This is a genomic window from Enterobacter sp. HMSC16D10, from assembly GCF_001807145.1.
GTDB lineage: Bacteria > Pseudomonadota > Gammaproteobacteria > Enterobacterales > Enterobacteriaceae > Enterobacter > Enterobacter roggenkampii.
On record NZ_KV787881.1, the window covers coordinates 16,553 to 32,955 of the forward strand.

The 16,403-nt window shown below is 54.6% G+C and carries 14 protein-coding genes and 3 tRNA genes (1 of these 17 cut by a window edge); 16 read left to right on the plus strand and 1 reads right to left on the minus strand.

The window, feature by feature from the left end:
• Positions 1 to 6 precede the first annotated feature (6 nt).
• Positions 7 to 1,275 carry an ATP-dependent RNA helicase RhlB gene (rhlB, locus tag HMPREF3143_RS13095; RefSeq protein WP_070533324.1) on the minus strand — a complete coding sequence of 423 codons (1,269 nt, stop codon included), beginning with the start codon at positions 1,273 to 1,275 and terminating at the stop codon, positions 7 to 9.
• Positions 1,276 to 1,419: 144 nt separating this feature from the next.
• Between rhlB and trxA the strand changes: the two genes are divergently transcribed.
• The 16 genes from trxA to HMPREF3143_RS13175 form a co-directional block, all read left to right on the plus strand.
• Positions 1,420 to 1,749 carry a thioredoxin TrxA gene (gene trxA, locus HMPREF3143_RS13100; RefSeq protein ID WP_006179218.1) on the plus strand — a complete coding sequence of 110 codons (330 nt, stop codon included), beginning with the start codon at positions 1,420 to 1,422 and terminating at the stop codon, positions 1,747 to 1,749.
• A gap of 345 nt (positions 1,750 to 2,094) precedes the next feature.
• Positions 2,095 to 3,354: a transcription termination factor Rho gene (gene rho, locus HMPREF3143_RS13105; protein ID WP_008501566.1), complete on the plus strand. Its 1,260-nt coding sequence runs from the start codon at positions 2,095 to 2,097 to the stop codon at positions 3,352 to 3,354.
• A gap of 241 nt (positions 3,355 to 3,595) precedes the next feature.
• The gene (gene wecA / locus HMPREF3143_RS13110; protein WP_070533326.1) at positions 3,596 to 4,699 is read left to right on the plus strand and encodes a UDP-N-acetylglucosamine--undecaprenyl-phosphate N-acetylglucosaminephosphotransferase; all 1,104 of its coding nucleotides are present in this window, start codon (positions 3,596 to 3,598) and stop codon (positions 4,697 to 4,699) included.
• 13 nt (positions 4,700 to 4,712) lie between these two features.
• Positions 4,713 to 5,759: an ECA polysaccharide chain length modulation protein gene (gene wzzE, locus HMPREF3143_RS13115; RefSeq protein ID WP_070533328.1), complete on the plus strand. Its 1,047-nt coding sequence runs from the start codon at positions 4,713 to 4,715 to the stop codon at positions 5,757 to 5,759.
• A gap of 56 nt (positions 5,760 to 5,815) precedes the next feature.
• Positions 5,816 to 6,946, plus strand: a complete 1,131-nt coding sequence (wecB, locus tag HMPREF3143_RS13120) for a non-hydrolyzing UDP-N-acetylglucosamine 2-epimerase (protein WP_070533331.1) — start codon at positions 5,816 to 5,818, stop codon at positions 6,944 to 6,946.
• Positions 6,943 to 8,205, plus strand: a complete 1,263-nt coding sequence (gene wecC, locus HMPREF3143_RS13125) for a UDP-N-acetyl-D-mannosamine dehydrogenase (protein ID WP_049121430.1) — start codon at positions 6,943 to 6,945, stop codon at positions 8,203 to 8,205. Before wecB ends, wecC begins: the two co-directional genes overlap by 4 nt.
• On the plus strand, positions 8,202 to 8,879 hold the full coding sequence (gene rffC, locus HMPREF3143_RS13130) for a dTDP-4-amino-4,6-dideoxy-D-galactose acyltransferase (RefSeq protein ID WP_063448288.1): 678 nt from the start codon (positions 8,202 to 8,204) through the stop codon (positions 8,877 to 8,879). Before wecC ends, rffC begins: the two co-directional genes overlap by 4 nt.
• A 4-nt stretch (positions 8,880 to 8,883) precedes the next feature.
• The gene (gene rffA, locus HMPREF3143_RS13135; protein ID WP_008501559.1) at positions 8,884 to 10,014 is read left to right on the plus strand and encodes a dTDP-4-amino-4,6-dideoxygalactose transaminase; all 1,131 of its coding nucleotides are present in this window, start codon (positions 8,884 to 8,886) and stop codon (positions 10,012 to 10,014) included.
• Position 10,015: 1 nt separating this feature from the next.
• Positions 10,016 to 11,266: a lipid III flippase WzxE gene (gene wzxE / locus HMPREF3143_RS13140; RefSeq protein ID WP_023326289.1), complete on the plus strand. Its 1,251-nt coding sequence runs from the start codon at positions 10,016 to 10,018 to the stop codon at positions 11,264 to 11,266.
• Positions 11,263 to 12,342: a TDP-N-acetylfucosamine:lipid II N-acetylfucosaminyltransferase gene (locus HMPREF3143_RS13145; protein WP_070533333.1), complete on the plus strand. Its 1,080-nt coding sequence runs from the start codon at positions 11,263 to 11,265 to the stop codon at positions 12,340 to 12,342. Before wzxE ends, HMPREF3143_RS13145 begins: the two co-directional genes overlap by 4 nt.
• Positions 12,339 to 13,691, plus strand: a complete 1,353-nt coding sequence (gene wzyE / locus HMPREF3143_RS13150) for an ECA oligosaccharide polymerase (protein WP_023293570.1) — start codon at positions 12,339 to 12,341, stop codon at positions 13,689 to 13,691. The genes HMPREF3143_RS13145 and wzyE overlap by 4 nt, the downstream gene beginning before the upstream one ends.
• 12 nt (positions 13,692 to 13,703) lie before the next feature.
• Complete coding sequence (wecG, locus tag HMPREF3143_RS13155) at positions 13,704 to 14,444, plus strand: lipopolysaccharide N-acetylmannosaminouronosyltransferase (protein WP_008501554.1); 741 nt, start codon at positions 13,704 to 13,706, stop codon at positions 14,442 to 14,444.
• 197 nt (positions 14,445 to 14,641) lie between these two features.
• A complete protein-coding gene (locus HMPREF3143_RS13160; protein WP_008501553.1) occupies positions 14,642 to 16,027 on the plus strand; it encodes a bifunctional threonine/serine APC transporter ThrP in 1,386 nt (461 codons plus the stop codon).
• A 102-nt stretch (positions 16,028 to 16,129) separates the two neighbouring features.
• Positions 16,130 to 16,206, plus strand: a tRNA-Arg gene (locus HMPREF3143_RS13165).
• A gap of 67 nt (positions 16,207 to 16,273) precedes the next feature.
• Positions 16,274 to 16,349: transfer RNA gene (locus HMPREF3143_RS13170), tRNA-His, on the plus strand.
• 21 nt (positions 16,350 to 16,370) lie between these two features.
• Positions 16,371 to 16,403: transfer RNA gene (locus HMPREF3143_RS13175), tRNA-OTHER, on the plus strand; it runs 53 nt beyond the window's last position.

Genomic DNA, 16,403 nt, shown 5'->3' on the forward strand with positions numbered 1-16,403 from the left:
ATTTTCTTAACCTGAACGACGACGATTACGCGGTGCGCCGCCTGAACGACGCGGACCATTGCCGGAGCGTGGGCGGGTAAGACGCTTAGGCGGCGGCAGTTCGCTTAACAGCGCTTCCGGATTGTATTTGCTCTGCGGAATAGAGTGACCGATGTAGGTCTCAATGGCCGGAAGGTTCAGCGCATACTCTTCACACGCAAGGCTAATAGAGTGACCGCTTGCGCCCGCGCGACCGGTACGACCGATACGGTGTACGTAGTCTTCACAGTCGTCTGGCAGATCGTAGTTAAAGACATGCGTTACGGCTGGAATGTGTAAACCACGTGCAGCCACGTCGGTGGCGACCAGAATATCGAGATCGCCACGGGTAAACTCTTCGAGAATACGCAGGCGTTTTTTCTGCGCCACGTCGCCGGTCAACAGGCCAACACGGTGACCATCGGCAGCCAGGTGGCCCCAGATGTCTTCACAACGGTGTTTGGTGTTGGCAAAGATAATGGCGCGATCTGGCCACTCTTCTTCAATCAGCGTTTGCAGCAGGCGCATTTTCTCTTCATTTGAAGGATAGAAGAGCTCTTCTTTAATGCGGTGACCCGTTTTCTGTTCCGGTTCCACTTCAACGTATTCGGCGTTGTTCATTTGTTCGAACGCAAGTTCGCGAACGCGGTAGGAGAGGGTTGCAGAGAACAGCATATTCAGGCGCTGATTAGCCGGAGGCATACGGCGGAACAGCCAGCGGATGTCTTTAATGAAGCCCAGATCGTACATGCGGTCAGCTTCATCGAGCACCACAACCTGGATGGCACCGAGGTTAATGTGGTTCTGTTTGGCGTAATCGATAAGACGGCCGGTGGTACCGATCAGGATATCCACACCGCTTTCCAGCACTTTCAGCTGCTTATCGTAGCCGTCGCCGCCATAGGCCAGGCCCAGCTTCAGGCCGGTAGCCTGCGCCAGGGGTTCAGCGTCTGCGTGGATCTGTACCGCCAGTTCTCGCGTCGGGGCCATAATTAGCGCGCGCGGCTGGTTAACTTTGCGGTCTGCATTCGCTGGGTGAGAAAGTAAATAATGAAACGTTGACGTTAAAAACGCCATCGTTTTGCCGGTACCGGTTTGCGCCTGCCCGGCAACATCGCGACCGGCCAGCGTCAGCGGCAGCGCGAGGGCCTGAATGGGCGTGCAGTTATGAAACCCTTTATTTTCAAGGGCTTCAATCACCTTCGGGTGCAGCGCGAAGTCGGAAAACTTCTGTTCTGTTAAATGTGTTTTGCTCATAGTGTGGTAGAATATCAGCTTACTATTGCTTTACGAAAGCGTATCCGGTGAAATAAAGTCAACCTTTAGTTGGTTAATGCGACATCAACGCGTCGTTGGTGGAGACAAAACCAACGTACCAGGCTTATTCCTGTGGAGTTATATATGAGCGATAAAATTATTCACCTGACTGACGACAGTTTTGACACGGACGTACTTAAGGCTGACGGGCTGATCCTCGTCGATTTCTGGGCTGAATGGTGTGGTCCTTGCAAAATGATCGCCCCGATTCTGGATGAGATCGCCGACGAATATCAGGGCAAACTGACCGTTGCCAAGCTGAACATCGACCAGAACCCGGGCACCGCACCAAAATACGGTATCCGTGGTATTCCGACCCTGCTGCTGTTCAAAAACGGCGAAGTGGCGGCGACCAAAGTGGGCGCGCTGTCCAAAGGTCAACTGAAAGAGTTCCTCGACGCTAACCTGGCGTAAGGTTTCTCCGCTGTGCGTTCAGAGCCCCCGGCTAAATGATTCGGAACTCTGGACGCCCGGCTGAAGTCGTGCTAAGTTAGCTATGACTTCGTTTTAAACATATCTTGTTGTTTGAATCTTGTTTTACCCGATACTTCCCGTTGTTAACATGAACAGTGCGTGAAGTGGCTAAATTCCGGGCTTGTCACTCAATCCGTCTTGTCGTTTCAGTTCTGCGTTCTTTCCCTGTGACCAGACAGCGAACAGACATGAGTTGATGGCCGCTAAACAGGCATGGATGACCCTGCCATACCATTCACAACATTAAGTTCGAGAATCACCCCGAGTTTAAGAACCCACACCATTATGAATCTTACCGAATTAAAGAATACGCCGGTTTCTGAGCTGATCACTCTCGGCGAAAATATGGGGCTGGAAAACCAGGCTCGTATGCGCAAGCAGGACATCATTTTCGCCATCCTGAAGCAGCACGCTAAGAGTGGCGAAGATATCTTTGGCGACGGTGTGCTGGAGATATTGCAAGACGGATTTGGTTTCCTCCGCTCTGCAGACAGCTCCTACCTCGCCGGCCCTGACGACATCTACGTATCCCCCAGCCAAATCCGCCGTTTCAACCTCCGCACTGGTGACACCATTTCAGGTAAGATTCGTCCTCCTAAAGAGGGTGAACGCTACTTTGCGCTGTTGAAAGTCAATGAAGTTAACTTCGATAAGCCAGAAAACTCGCGCAATAAGATCCTCTTTGAGAACTTAACGCCGCTGCATGCGAACTCTCGCCTGCGTATGGAGCGTGGTAACGGTTCTACCGAAGACTTAACCGCGCGCGTTCTGGATCTGGCCTCACCAATCGGTCGTGGTCAGCGTGGTCTGATTGTGGCGCCGCCAAAAGCGGGTAAAACCATGCTGCTGCAGAACATCGCGCAGAGCATTGCTTACAACCACCCTGACTGTGTGCTGATGGTGCTGCTGATTGACGAACGTCCGGAAGAAGTGACCGAGATGCAGCGTCTGGTTAAAGGTGAAGTGGTTGCTTCTACTTTCGACGAACCAGCATCTCGCCACGTTCAGGTTGCGGAAATGGTTATCGAGAAGGCAAAACGCCTGGTTGAGCACAAGAAAGACGTGATCATCCTGCTCGATTCCATCACCCGTCTGGCGCGTGCCTACAACACCGTGGTCCCGGCGTCTGGTAAAGTCCTGACCGGTGGTGTGGATGCTAACGCCCTGCATCGTCCAAAACGTTTCTTCGGTGCTGCACGTAACGTCGAAGAGGGCGGCAGCCTGACCATCATCGCGACGGCGCTGATCGATACCGGTTCCAAAATGGACGAAGTTATCTACGAAGAGTTTAAAGGGACAGGCAACATGGAACTGCACCTCTCTCGTAAGATCGCTGAAAAACGCGTCTTCCCGGCAATCGACTACAACCGTTCCGGTACCCGTAAAGAAGAGCTGCTCACCACCCAGGAAGAGCTGCAGAAAATGTGGATCCTGCGCAAAATCATTCATCCAATGGGTGAAATCGACGCGATGGAGTTCCTCATTAACAAACTGGCAATGACCAAAACCAACGACGATTTCTTCGACATGATGAAACGCTCGTAACGCAAATAAAGCCAGCGAACGCCACGTTTTTACGTGGCGTTTTTCTTTTATGGACTATACGCTAGTACCACCTACTCCCAATTTTGACTGGGCAGTGCGACAATAAGATAATTCGCACAGTAAAAACATTAATAGCTTGAATAATAAACAAATGGAACTGTAAGAGGTTTGCTTTATAACTTCAGGCTCAGCGCCTTGATGGTTATACTTCCTTGACTAACATTTGTTGAGAACATCCATTGTGAACCTACTTGATACGTTTACTGAACTAACCAGTATTTTCTTGTTTACCACCTGCTTTTTGTTTCTGGCACGTAAGGTGGCGAAATATCTGGGGTTAGTGGATAAACCCAACTTCCGTAAGCGTCATCAAGGCATGATCCCTTTGGTCGGAGGTATCTCTGTTTTCGCGGGGATCTGCTTCACGTTTGCCATCGCGGATTACTATATCCCACATGCCAGGCTGTACCTAACCTGCGCGACGGTGCTTGTGGTGGTTGGCGCTCTTGACGACCGTTATGATATTAGCGTCAAAATCCGCGCCTTCGTTCAGGCTGCTGTGGCTATTGCTATGATGGTGTTCGCTAAGCTGCACTTGAGTAGCTTGGGCTATATTTTTGGCTCCTGGGAGATGGAACTCGGTCCGTTCGGTTATTTCCTGACACTTTTTGCCGTGTGGGTGGCGATTAACGCATTCAACATGGTTGACGGTATTGATGGTTTGCTGGGAGGCCTGTCCTGCGTCTCATTTGCCGCAATTGGTTTCATTTTATGGTTCGATGGGCAATATAGCCTTGCTATGTGGTGTTTTGCCATGATTGCGGCCATCCTGCCTTATATCCTGTTAAATCTCGGTGCATTGGGCCGGCGCTATAAAGTATTCATGGGTGATGCGGGTAGCACGCTTATCGGCTTTACTATCATTTGGATCTTGCTGGAAACCACTCAGGGTGATGTACACCCCATTAGCCCGGTAACAGCATTATGGATTATCGCTATCCCGTTAATGGATATGGTTGCGATTATGTATCGCCGTCTGCGTAAAGGGATGAGCCCTTTCTCTGCTGACCGCCAGCACATTCATCATTTAATCATGCGAGCCGGATTCACTTCCCGGCAGGCATTTGTGCTTATTACGCTGGCGGCTGCTATTCTAGCGGCGATTGGCGTGACGGCGGAATATACACATTTTGTACCTGAATGGGCTATGTTGGTATTGTTCTTGCTAGCTTTTTCTCTCTACGGCTACTGCATTAAGCGCGCATGGAAAGTGGCTCGGTTCATTAAACGTATCAAACGCAGGATGCGTCGTAACAGTGGCAACCATACAACATTAACTAAGTAAAACCGGGACTATGATGACTCAACCGTTGGCGGGAGCGAAATCAGTGGTAACTGAGAATGAACTGGATATTCGGGGTTTGTTTCGCGTGTTATGGGCAGGCAAACTTTGGATTGCGGGGATCGCGCTGGGGTTTGCACTGTTAGCGCTGGCCTATACGTTCTTTGCAAAACAAGAGTGGAGCGCCACGGCAATCACTGACAAACCAACGGTTAACATGCTTGGGGGGTTCTATTCCCAACAGCAATTCCTGCGAAACCTGGATATCAAAGCTAACCTCGCCACGCCGGATCAGGTCTCCGTTATGGATGAGGCCTATAAAGAGTTTGTGATGCAACTGGCTTCGTGGGATACGCGCCGCGACTTCTGGTCCCAGACGGATTACTACAAGCAGCGTCGAGTTGATAACACCAAAGCCGATGCCGCCCTGCTGGACGATCTGATTAACAATATTCAATTTATGCCGGGCGACGCGCTGCGTAACGTGAATGACAGCGTCAAGCTGATTGCAGAAACCGCGCCGGACGCCAACAACCTGCTGCGTCAGTATGTCGCGTTTGCCAGCCAGCGTGCCGCAAGCCATCTTAACGAAGAGCTTAAAGGCGCCTGGTCGGCTCGCACCATCCAGATGAAAGCGCAGGTGAAACGTCAGGAAGAGGTGGCTAAAGCGATTTTCGCTCGCCGTGTACACAATATTGAGCAGGCGCTGAAAATTGCGGAACAGCACAATATTTCCCGCACTGAGACGGACGTGCCGGCTGATGAACTGCCTGATTCAGAGATGTTCCTCCTTGGCCGCCCCATGTTGCAGGCACGTCTGGAAAACCTTCAGGCCGTCGGTCCTGATTTTGACCTCGATTACGATCAAAATAGCGCGATGCTCAATACGCTTAATGTCGGTCCATCTCTGGACCCGCGTTTTCAGACCTATCGTTATTTGCGAACGCCTGAAGAACCTGTAAAACGCGATAGTCCGCGTCGTGCATTCCTGATGATCATGTGGGGGATTGTAGGCGCACTGACGGGCGCTGGCGTGGCGTTAACGCGTCGTCGCACAAACTAAGAATGCCGTCTACGATGAAGGCTGCGGCCTTCATCGCCTAATCGAAGAGAATCGATGTGAAAGTACTAACCGTATTTGGCACCAGGCCGGAGGCCATTAAGATGGCACCTCTGGTTCATGCGCTGGCCAGCGATCCTGATATTGAAGCGAAAGTGTGCGTCACGGCCCAGCACCGTGAGATGCTCGATCAGGTGTTAACGCTCTTTTCCATCGTCCCGGATTACGACCTCAATATTATGAAACCGGGGCAAGGATTGACGGAGATAACCTGTCGCATTCTGCAAGAGCTGAAGCCTATCCTGGAGTCATTCAAGCCTGACGTGGTGCTGGTACACGGCGACACCACCACGACCGTGGCGACTAGCCTGGCCGCGTTTTACCAGCGAATTCCCGTGGGGCATGTTGAGGCGGGTCTGCGTACCGGCAATCTTTATTCGCCGTGGCCGGGGGAGGCCAACCGCACGCTAACGGGCCACCTGGCGATGTATCACTTTGCGCCTACGGAAAACTCGCGTCAGAACCTGCTGCGTGAAAATATCGCCGATAACAAGATCTTTGTGACCGGCAATACGGTCATCGATGCGTTAATTTGGGTACGTGACCGGGTCCTGGCAAACCACGAGCTTAAGAACGAACTCGCTGCCCGCTATCCATTCCTGCACAACGGCAAAAAAACCATTCTGGTCACCGGACATCGTCGCGAAAGCTTTGGCCGGGGTTTTGAGCAAATCTGTCACGCGCTGGCTGAAATCGCGGCGCAGAACGACGACGTGCAGATTGTCTATCCGGTCCATCTCAATCCTAATGTCAGCGAGCCGGTTAACCGCATCCTGGGTCATATCGAGAATGTCCTTCTGATTGAACCTCAGGACTATCTGCCGTTTGTCTGGCTGATGAACCATGCCTGGCTGATCCTTACCGATTCCGGCGGCATTCAGGAAGAAGCGCCTTCTCTTGGCAAACCGGTGCTGGTGATGCGTGAAACCACCGAACGTCCGGAAGCGGTCAAAGCCGGTACGGTGCGTCTGGTCGGCACCAACGCGGAACTCATCGTCGAAGAGGTCACGCGCCTTCTGCATGACGACGAAACGTATCAGGCGATGAGCCGGGCCCATAATCCGTATGGAGACGGGCAGGCTTGTGGCCGTATTTTGCATGCACTTAAACACAATCGGGTATCGCTATGAGTTTTACTACCATCTCTGTCATTGGTCTTGGCTACATTGGCTTGCCCACCGCGGCGGCGTTTGCCTCTCGTCAGAAACAGGTTGTCGGTGTAGATATCAACGCCCGTGCGGTGGAAACCATTAACCGTGGCGAAATTCATATTGTCGAGCCCGATCTTGACCGCGTGGTGAAAGAGGCGGTGGAGGGCGGCTTCCTGCGCGCCAGTACCACGCCCGTTGAAGCGGATGCTTACCTGATTGCCGTTCCAACGCCCTTTAAAGGTGACCACGAGCCCGACATGGTCTACGTCGAGGCGGCGGCAAAGTCCATTGCCCCTGTGCTGAAGAAAGGGGCGCTGGTGATTCTGGAATCAACCTCTCCGGTCGGTGCTACCGAGCAGATGGCGCAGTGGCTGGCCGACGCGCGCCCTGATTTAAGCTTCCCGCAACAGGCGGGGGAGCAGGCGGATATCAACATTGCCTACTGTCCGGAGCGCGTGCTACCGGGCCAGGTCATGGTCGAACTGATTAAAAACGACCGCGTCATTGGCGGTATGACGCCCGTCTGTTCCGAGCGTGCCAGCGCGCTGTACAAGATTTTCCTGGAAGGGGAGTGTGTGGTGACAAACTCCCGCACCGCCGAGATGTGCAAGCTGACGGAAAACAGCTTCCGTGACGTTAATATCGCCTTTGCGAACGAACTGTCGCTGATTTGCGCCGATCAGGGGATTAACGTCTGGGAGTTGATTAGCCTGGCGAATCGCCATCCGCGTGTAAACATTCTCCAGCCAGGCCCGGGCGTGGGTGGACACTGCATCGCCGTCGATCCGTGGTTTATTGTGGCTCAGAATCCGGCGCAGGCGCGCCTGATTCGCACCGCGCGTGAAGTGAACGACAGCAAACCTCACTGGGTGCTCAATCAGGTCAAAACCACGGTAGCGGATTGTCTGGCAGAGAGCGGAAAGCGCGCCAGCGAGCTGAAAATTGCCTGCTTTGGTCTGGCCTTCAAACCCAACATTGACGACCTGCGCGAAAGCCCGGCAATGGAAATTGCTCAGATGATTGCCGAATGGCACAAGGGTGAAACGCTGGTGGTTGAGCCGAATATCGATGAGTTGCCGGCAAAACTGGCGGGGCACTGCACGCTGGCTGCGCTGGATGAGGCGCTGGCGACGGCGGACGTGCTGGTGCTGCTGGTGGATCATAAAGCGTTTAAAGCGACGTCCGGTGATGCGGTGCGTCAGAAGTATGTGGTTGATACCAAAGGTGTCTGGCGTTGAACAGCCTGAACGGGGTACTTGAGCCCCTGCAGTGGGAGAGTGCCTTTTTCGGCCTGCCGTCGGCCATTGTGCGTCTGCGCGATGATGCGCCGGTACTGGCTGAATCGGATTTCATCACCTGGCAACGGATTCAGGCGAAGATCCCGGCGGACCGTACCGACCTGCTTGATGCGCTCCAGCAACGCGGCTTTCAGCTGGTGGAAGGTGAGGCAGACCTTTCCATAACCCTCACCCGGCATGATGCGCCCGGTGCGGAAATGGCAACCGAACAGGATATTCCCGTGCTGCGTCAGATGGCGGCTCAGGCGTTTGCGCAGAGTCGCTTTCGTACGCCCTGGTACGCACCTGACGATAGTGGACGTTTCTATGCCCAGTGGATAGAGAATGCGGTTAAAGGCACCTTTGACCACGTCTGCCTGGTTTTCCGCGCAGGGGACGGTCAACTCCAGGGGTTCGTCTCGCTTCGCAAGCTCAACGTGCGCGAGGCGCGTATTGGCTTATTAGCCGGGCGCGGCATGGGTGAGAAACTTATGCAGGCGGCGCTGCACTGGGCGCAGCAGCAGCAGGTTGAGACGCTGCGGGTGGCGACCCAGGTGGGCAACACCGCCGCGCTTAAACGTTATATTGCGAGTGGTGCCAACATCGACGCCACCGCCTACTGGTTATACAGGTGACAAGATGATTCCATTTAACGCACCACCCGTCGTCGGAACGGAACTCGACTATATGCAGTCTGCCATGGGCAGCGGCAAACTCTGCGGTGACGGCGGTTTCACCCGTCGCTGTCAGCAGTGGATGGAACAGCGTTTTCGCAGCGCCAAAGTACTGCTGACCCCGTCCTGTACGGCATCGCTGGAAATGGCCGCACTGCTGCTGGATATCCAGCCCGGCGATGAAGTGATCATGCCGAGCTACACCTTCGTTTCCACGGCGAATGCGTTTGTCCTGCGCGGGGCGAAAATCGTCTTTGTGGATATCCGCCCGGATACCATGAACATTGATGAGACGCTGATTGAAGCGGCGATCACCGACAAAACGCGCGCGATCGTGCCGGTTCACTACGCAGGTGTGGCCTGTGAAATGGACACCATCATGGCCATCGCCAAAAAACATAACCTGTTTGTGGTGGAAGATGCCGCGCAGGGCGTGATGTCGACCTACAAGGGACGCGCACTGGGCACCATCGGCCACATCGGCTGCTTTAGCTTCCACGAAACCAAAAACTACACGGCAGGTGGAGAGGGTGGCGCGACGCTGATTAACGACCGGGCGCTCGTGGAGCGTGCGGAAGTGATCCGCGAAAAAGGCACCAACCGCAGCCAGTTCTTCCGTGGCCAGGTAGACAAATATACCTGGCGCGATATTGGCTCCAGCTATCTGATGGCGGATCTGCAGGCCGCGTACCTGTGGGCGCAGCTGGAAGCCGCGGATCGCATCAACCTGCAGCGCCTCTCCCTGTGGCAAACCTATTACGATGCGCTGGAACCTCTGGCCAAAGCCGGGCGTATTGCGCTGCCAACCATCCCGGCAGATTGCGTCCACAACGCGCACATGTTCTATATCAAGCTGCGCGATAACGACGACCGCAGCGAGCTCATCGCCTGGCTGAAAGAAGCCGAAATTATGGCGGTGTTCCACTATATCCCGCTGCACTCCAGTCCGGCGGGCGAAGCGTTTGGAACGTTCGCGGGTGAAGACCGTTACACCACCAAAGAAAGTGAGCGGTTGCTTCGTCTGCCACTGTTCTACAACCTCGCGCCAGTTAACCAGCGTACGGTGATTAATACCCTCCTGAGTTATTTCGGCTGATATGTCTCTGGCAAAAGCATCGGTGTGGACCGCCGCGTCCACGCTTGTAAAAATTGGGGCCGGGCTGTTGGTCGTCAAGCTCCTGGCCGTCTCATTTGGCCCGTCAGGAGTGGGGCTGGCGGGTAATTTCCGTCAGCTTGTCACCGTCCTTGGCGTGCTGGCCGGTGCCGGTATCTTCAACGGCGTCACCAAATACGTTGCGCAGTATCATGATGATGCGGCCCAGCTCCGCAGGGTGGTGGGCACCTCCTCGGCGATGGTCACGGGTTTTTCGACCCTGATGGCGATCATCTTTCTGCTGGCGGCGGCGCCCATCAGCCAGGGATTATTCGGCCACACCCACTATCAGGGGCTGGTGCGTCTGGTCGCATTGGTGCAGATGGGGATTGCCTGGGCTAACCTGCTGCTGGCGCTGATGAAAGGGTTTCGTGATGCTGCCGGGAACGCGCTTGCGTTGATCCTGGGCAGCGTCATCGGCGTGATTGCCTATTATTTCTGCTATCGCCTGGGTGGCTATGAAGGCGCGCTGCTGGGGCTGGCGCTGGTTCCGGCGCTGGTGGTTGTGCCTGCGGCATTTATGCTGATGCGTCGGGGCGTCATTCCGCTGAGCTACCTGAAACCGCAATGGGACTCGATGCTTGCCAGCCAACTGGGTAAATTTACCCTGATGGCGCTCATCACCTCCGTCACGCTGCCGGTGGCCTACGTGATGATGCGAAACCTGCTGGCGGCGCACTATAGCTGGGATGAGGTCGGGATCTGGCAGGGCGTAAGCAGTATTTCCGATGCCTATCTTCAGTTTATTACGGCTTCCTTTAGCGTTTACCTGCTGCCAACCCTGTCGCGTCTGACGTCCAGACAGGACATAACGCGCGAGATTTTCCGATCGCTGCGCTTTGTATTGCCGGCCGTCGCGGCTGCCAGCTTTACCGTCTGGTTATTGCGCGATGTCGCCATCTGGCTGCTGTTCTCGGCGAAGTTCACCGCCATGCGCGATCTCTTTGCCTGGCAGCTGGTGGGTGATGTACTGAAAGTGGGGGCTTACGTTTTCGGCTATCTGGTGATCGCGAAAGCGTCCCTTCGGCTCTATATCCTGGCGGAAATTAGCCAGTTTGCATTACTGACTTCGTTCTCGCACTGGCTGATACCCGCGCACGGCGCGCTGGGGGCGGCTCAGGCCTACATGGCAACCTATATCGTTTATTTCGCCGCCTGTTGCGGTGTATTTTTATTGTGGCGTAAACGCGCATGACTGCACTGATTCACATCCTGGGATCGGATATCCCACACCATAACCAGACCGTTTTGCGGTTCTTCAACGACGAGCTGGCATCGGGAGATCCTGATGCGCGTGAGTTTATGGTTGCAGGCCAGGATAAGGGCCTGAGCGAGGCGTTTCCGGCACTGACGATTCGCTTCTGGCCGGATAAGGCCTCACTGGCGAAGGCGGTGGTTGCCAAAGCCAAAGCGGATCGTAAGCAACGTTTCTTTTTCCACGGGCAGTTCAATACCGGCCTGTGGCTGGCGCTTCTCAGCGGAGGGATTAAACCCTCCCAGTGCAGCTGGCATATCTGGGGAGCCGATCTTTATGAAGTCTCCCGCGGCTGGAAATTCCGTCTTTTTTATCCCCTGCGCCGCATGGCTCAGGGGCGCGTAGGCTGCGTTTTTGCTACCCGCGGCGATCTCAACTATTTTGCTAAACAGCACCCGAACGTGCGCGGCGAGTTGCTCTATTTCCCCACCCGCATGGATCCGGCGCTGAACGCCATGGCGAATGACGCGGTGCGTGAAGGCAAGCTGACGATTCTGGTGGGAAATTCCGGCGATCGCAGTAACGAACATGTCGCGGCGCTCAGGGCGGTGCATCAGCAGTTTGGCGACACGGTGAACGCGGTGGTGCCGATGGGCTATCCCGCCAACAACAACGCCTATATCGACGAGGTTCGTCAGCAGGGGCTGGCGCTGTTTAGCGCTGAAAATCTGCACATCCTCAGCGATAAGCTGGAATTTGATGACTATCTTGCGCTGCTGAGAAAATGCGATCTCGGTTATTTCATCTTTGCCCGGCAGCAGGGGATTGGCACGCTGTGCCTGCTGATTCAGGCAGGTGTACCGTGCGTGCTCAACCGCGACAACCCGTTCTGGCAGGACATGGCCGAGCAGCATATTCCGGTGCTGTTTACCTCAGACACGCTGAATGTCGAGGTGGTACGTGAAGCTCAACGTCAGCTCACGCTGGTGGATAAAAACAGCATCGATTTTTTCAGCCCGAATTATCTCACGCCGTGGCACCGCGCGCTGCGTATCGCTGCAGGAGACAAAGCATGAGTCAGTTGCAATTCAGCGGCTTACTGGTTGTCTGGCTTCTGAGCAGCCTGTTTATCGCCACGCTCACCTGGTTTGAATTCCGGCGCGTGCGCTTCAACTTTAACGTCTTCTTCTCGTTACTGTTTCTGCTGACGTTCTTTTTCGGCTTCCCGTTGACCAGCATACTGGTCTTCCGTTTTGACGTGAGCGTCGCGCCGCCGGACATTCTGCTCCAGGCGCTTCTGGCGGCGACCTGCTTCTATGCGGTCTACTACGTCACGTATAAAACGCGTCTGCGTTCAGCGCAGGCTGCAGCCCCACGCCGGGCGCTCTTTACCATGAATCGGGTGGAAACCCACCTGACATGGGTGATGCTGATGACTATCGCCCTGGTCAGCGTTGGCATCTTCTTCATGCATAACGGCTTCCTGCTTTTTAAACTCCACTCCTACAGCCAGATTTTTTCGGCAGAAGTCTCGGGCGTGGCGCTTAAGCGTTTCTTCTACTTCTTCATTCCGGCGATGCTGGTGATCTTCTTCCTGCGCCAGGACAGCAAAGCGTGGCTGTTCTTCCTGGTCAGTACCGTCGCATTTGGCATCCTGACCTACATGATTGTGGGCGGTACGCGCGCGAACATCATCATCGCCTTCGCGATCTTCCTGTTTATCGGCATTATCCGCGGCTGGATCTCGCTCTGGATGCTGGTTGCAGCAGGCGTGTTTGGCATTGTGGGAATGTTCTGGCTGGCGCTAAAGCGCTACGGGATGAACGTGGCGGGTGATGAGGCGTTTTACACGTTCCTTTACCTCACGCGCGATACGTTCTCGCCATGGGAAAACCTGGCACTGCTGCTGCAAAATTACGACAAGATTGATTTCCAGGGGCTGGCGCCGATTGTTCGCGACTTCTACGTCTTTATCCCTTCCTGGCTATGGCCGGACCGTCCTGGCGTGGTGCTGAATACGGCGAATTACTTCACCTGGGAAGTGCTGAACAACCATTCCGGTCTGGCAATTTCACCCACACTGCTCGGTTCCCTGGTGGTGATGGGCGGGGCATGGTTCATTCTCCCCGGAGCGGTTGCCGTAGGGCTGATTATCAAGTGGTTCGACTGGCTTTACCTGCGTGGCAATGAAGAGACCAACCGCTATAAAGCGGCCATTTTGCACAGTTTCTGCTTTGGTGCCATTTTCAATATGATCGTTCTGGCGCGCGAAGGTCTGGACTCGTTCGTTTCGCGCGTGGTGTTCTTCATGGTCGTTTTCGGCATCTGCCTGTTACTGGCCAAACTGTTGTACTGGCTGTTTGACAGCGCCGGGCTTGTGCACAAGCGCGAGCGGCAGGGCAGCACAACGCTGTCGCAAGTCTGAGTAAGGATAGTAATGACTGATAGAATTTCTGCACCGCGCTATGCGCTACGTGGTCTGCAGCTGATTGGCTGGCGCGACATGCAGCACGCGCTGGATTTTCTGTTCGCCGACGGCCAGATGAAATCCGGTACGCTGGTGGCCATCAACGCGGAAAAGATGCTGGCGGTTGAGGATAACGCGGAAGTCAAAAGCCTGATAGACGCGGCCGAATTTAAATACGCGGACGGGATCAGCGTGGTTCGCTCTATCCGTAAAAAGTATCCTGACGCTAATGTTTCCCGCGTGGCGGGTGCCGATCTCTGGGAGCAGCTTATGGCCCGCGCAGGCGCGCAGGGAACGCCCGTGTTCCTGATTGGCGGGAAGCCGGAGATACTGGCCCAGACGGAAGAGAAACTGCGTCGTCAATGGAATGTTAATATTGTCGGCAGCCAGGATGGTTACTTCAAACCGGAAGATCGGCAGGCGCTGTTTGAGCGCGTTCGTGACAGCGGGGCGAAGATTGTCACCGTGGCGATGGGGTCCCCGCGCCAGGAGATCCTGATGCGTGACTGTCGTCTGGTCTGCCCGGATGCCCTCTACATGGGCGTTGGCGGCACATATGACGTCTTTACCGGCCACGTCAAGCGTGCGCCAGCGGTCTGGCAACATCTGGGGCTGGAGTGGTTGTATCGCCTGCTATCGCAACCGACACGCATTAAACGCCAGATCCGTCTGCTTCGCTACCTCGCCTGGCATTACACCGGGAAAATGTAATCAAAATGTAGCGCGATATGCTATTCGCGCTGCAACTCGCCTGCAAAACTGCTGATAATCTGTGCAATGCATTCATTTTTTTTATGCATCGTTTGCCATTTGGCACATTTTAAGAAACCATTCGCTCCGTATTTTAGTCCCCCTAAAAAACAATACCCGGTCTTAAGTCGGGAAACAGCAAACACAATCGAGGATCTATGGCAGAGAAAAAACCGGAGCTACAGCGTGGGCTGGAAGCTCGTCATATTGAACTGATAGCGCTGGGCGGCACTATCGGCGTGGGCCTGTTTATGGGCTCCGCAAGCACGCTCAAGTGGGCAGGCCCTTCCGTATTACTGGCGTACATTATTGCCGGGCTGTTTGTTTTCTTCATCATGCGTTCCATGGGCGAAATGCTCTTCCTGGAGCCGGTAACCGGCTCCTTCGCCGTTTACGCGCACCGGTATATGAGCCCCTTTTTCGGCTACCTGACAGCCTGGTCATACTGGTTCATGTGGATGGCGGTGGGCATCTCCGAGATCACCGCGATAGGGGTCTACGTCCAGTTCTGGTTCCCGGACATGGCCCAGTGGATACCCGCGCTTATTGCCGTGGGGCTGGTGGCGCTGGCAAACCTGGCCGCCGTGCGTCTTTATGGTGAGATCGAGTTCTGGTTCGCGATGATTAAAGTCACCACCATCATCGTGATGATTGTTGTCGGCCTGGGCGTGATTTTCTTCGGCTTTGGCAACGGTGGACACGCTATCGGTTTCGGTAACCTGACCGAAAACGGCGGCTTCTTCGCCGGCGGCTGGAAGGGTTTCCTGACGGCGCTGTGTATCGTTGTGGCTTCGTATCAGGGCGTAGAGCTGATCGGTATTACTGCCGGTGAAGCGAAAAATCCGCAGGTCACGCTGCGTAGCGCGGTGGGCAAAGTGCTGTGGCGCATCCTGATTTTCTATGTGGGCGCGATCTTCGTTATCGTAACCATCTTCCCGTGGAACGAAATTGGCACGACGGGTAGCCCGTTTGTTTTAACCTTTGCCAAAATTGGCATCACGGCGGCGGCGGGCATCATCAACTTTGTGGTCCTGACGGCCGCGCTGTCAGGCTGTAACAGCGGGATGTACAGCTGTGGGCGAATGCTCTATGCGCTCTCGAAGAATAACCAGCTGCCTGCGGCGATGAGCAAAGTGTCACGTGCTGGCGTGCCGGTGGCGGGCGTGGCGGTTTCCATTGCAATACTGCTGATTGGCTCTTGCCTGAATTACATTATTCCTAACCCACAGCGCGTGTTCGTTTACGTCTACAGCGCCAGCGTCCTGCCGGGCATGGTGCCGTGGTTTGTTATCCTCATCAGCCAGCTGCGTTTCCGTCATGCGCATAAAAAGGCGATTGAAAGCCATCCGTTCCGTTCAATTCTGTTCCCGTATGCGAACTATTTAACGATGGCGTTCCTGATTTGCGTATTAATCGGAATGTACTTTAATGAAGATACCCGCATGTCGCTGTTTGTCGGGATGATCTTCCTGGCCGCTGTAACGGCTGCCTATAAGCTTTTTGGTCTCGGTCGCCGTGCCACCACGCAGAAAGTGGAGGAATAAGCGGCAAAATGTGCAAACGATAACCAAACGCGCATTTTTTTCAAAAAAGCACTAGACAGCGGGGACGGAGGTACGTAATATCCAGCCCCGCAACGGCGCTAAGCGCCCGTAGCTCAGCTGGATAGAGCGCTGCCCTCCGGAGGCAGAGGTCTCAGGTTCGAATCCTGTCGGGCGCGCCATTTTAGTCCCGGCGCTAGAGCTGCGGTGGTCTGAGAAGTAGTCAGTACCGCGTGAAAGAATACAGTGGTGGCTATAGCTCAGTTGGTAGAGCCCTGGATTGTGATTCCAGTTGTCGTGGGTTCGAATCCCATTAGCCACCCCATTATTGAAAGAGTTGTGAATTGCGAAGGTGGCGGAATTGGTAGACGCGCTAGCT

What these genes read in the sequence shown, in the direction of transcription:
- wecG (WP_008501554.1), top strand. Translation starts at nt 13,704, where the DNA reads ATGACTGATAGAATTTCTGCACCGCGCTATGCGCTACGTGGTCTGCAG.
- HMPREF3143_RS13160 (WP_008501553.1), top strand. Translation starts at nt 14,642, where the DNA reads ATGGCAGAGAAAAAACCGGAGCTACAGCGTGGGCTGGAAGCTCGTCAT.
- wzyE (WP_023293570.1), top strand. Translation starts at nt 12,339, where the DNA reads ATGAGTCAGTTGCAATTCAGCGGCTTACTGGTTGTCTGGCTTCTGAGC.
- rffA (WP_008501559.1), top strand. Translation starts at nt 8,884, where the DNA reads ATGATTCCATTTAACGCACCACCCGTCGTCGGAACGGAACTCGACTAT.
- rho (WP_008501566.1), top strand. Translation starts at nt 2,095, where the DNA reads ATGAATCTTACCGAATTAAAGAATACGCCGGTTTCTGAGCTGATCACT.
- HMPREF3143_RS13145 (WP_070533333.1), top strand. Translation starts at nt 11,263, where the DNA reads ATGACTGCACTGATTCACATCCTGGGATCGGATATCCCACACCATAAC.
- wzxE (WP_023326289.1), top strand. Translation starts at nt 10,016, where the DNA reads ATGTCTCTGGCAAAAGCATCGGTGTGGACCGCCGCGTCCACGCTTGTA.
- wzzE (WP_070533328.1), top strand. Translation starts at nt 4,713, where the DNA reads ATGACTCAACCGTTGGCGGGAGCGAAATCAGTGGTAACTGAGAATGAA.
- wecC (WP_049121430.1), top strand. Translation starts at nt 6,943, where the DNA reads ATGAGTTTTACTACCATCTCTGTCATTGGTCTTGGCTACATTGGCTTG.
- trxA (WP_006179218.1), top strand. Translation starts at nt 1,420, where the DNA reads ATGAGCGATAAAATTATTCACCTGACTGACGACAGTTTTGACACGGAC.
- rhlB (WP_070533324.1), bottom strand. Translation starts at nt 1,275, where the DNA reads ATGAGCAAAACACATTTAACAGAACAGAAGTTTTCCGACTTCGCGCTG.